This is a genomic window from Carboxydothermus islandicus (genome assembly GCF_001950325.1).
GTDB classification, from domain to species: Bacteria; Bacillota; Z-2901; order Carboxydothermales; family Carboxydothermaceae; genus Carboxydothermus; species Carboxydothermus islandicus.
Genome location: NZ_BDJL01000082.1, coordinates 1 through 490 on the forward strand (window position 1 = coordinate 1; position 490 = coordinate 490).

Genomic DNA, 490 nt, shown 5'->3' on the forward strand with positions numbered 1-490 from the left:
GTGGCAGGTTAAACAGGTCATGATGTTCTTCCCTTCATTGATTTCAAACTTTAATCCTATTGCTTTTACAGCATCAATCGAGGTAAATTCTGTTGCGTCAAATCCTACCTGGTGACGATAAGCTTCGGTGTATTTACCGGTTAATTCTTTTGCAGAACCACTGGTTCTTTCTGCACCAGTATTATAGTCCAGGTTGGTGTTGTAGTCGGTATGACAGGCACCACAGAAGAAGTTTAGTCCTGCTACATGGGTTACACTTTCGTCATTGCCCAGGTAGTCGCTGATATTCATCTTTACCCGCACACCGGGGAAGAAGTAAACCTTTAAGGTTGTTATACCTCCCGGATAGCTTACCTTTAATACTGTGTATCCCTGGCTGTTGTCAATTTGATAATAAGTGGTTTTGCTGATGTCGTTGCCATTTACCCATACCTGGGTCTTGCCTGAATACGGATACCCTTTTATCCAGGTAATCTCATACCCGCTGGCA

At 43.3% G+C, this 490-nt stretch carries 1 pseudogene; it reads right to left on the reverse strand.

The features are described from left to right. Positions 1-490: pseudogene (locus tag ciss_RS13370) on the reverse strand (cytochrome c3 family protein); the annotation flags it as partial.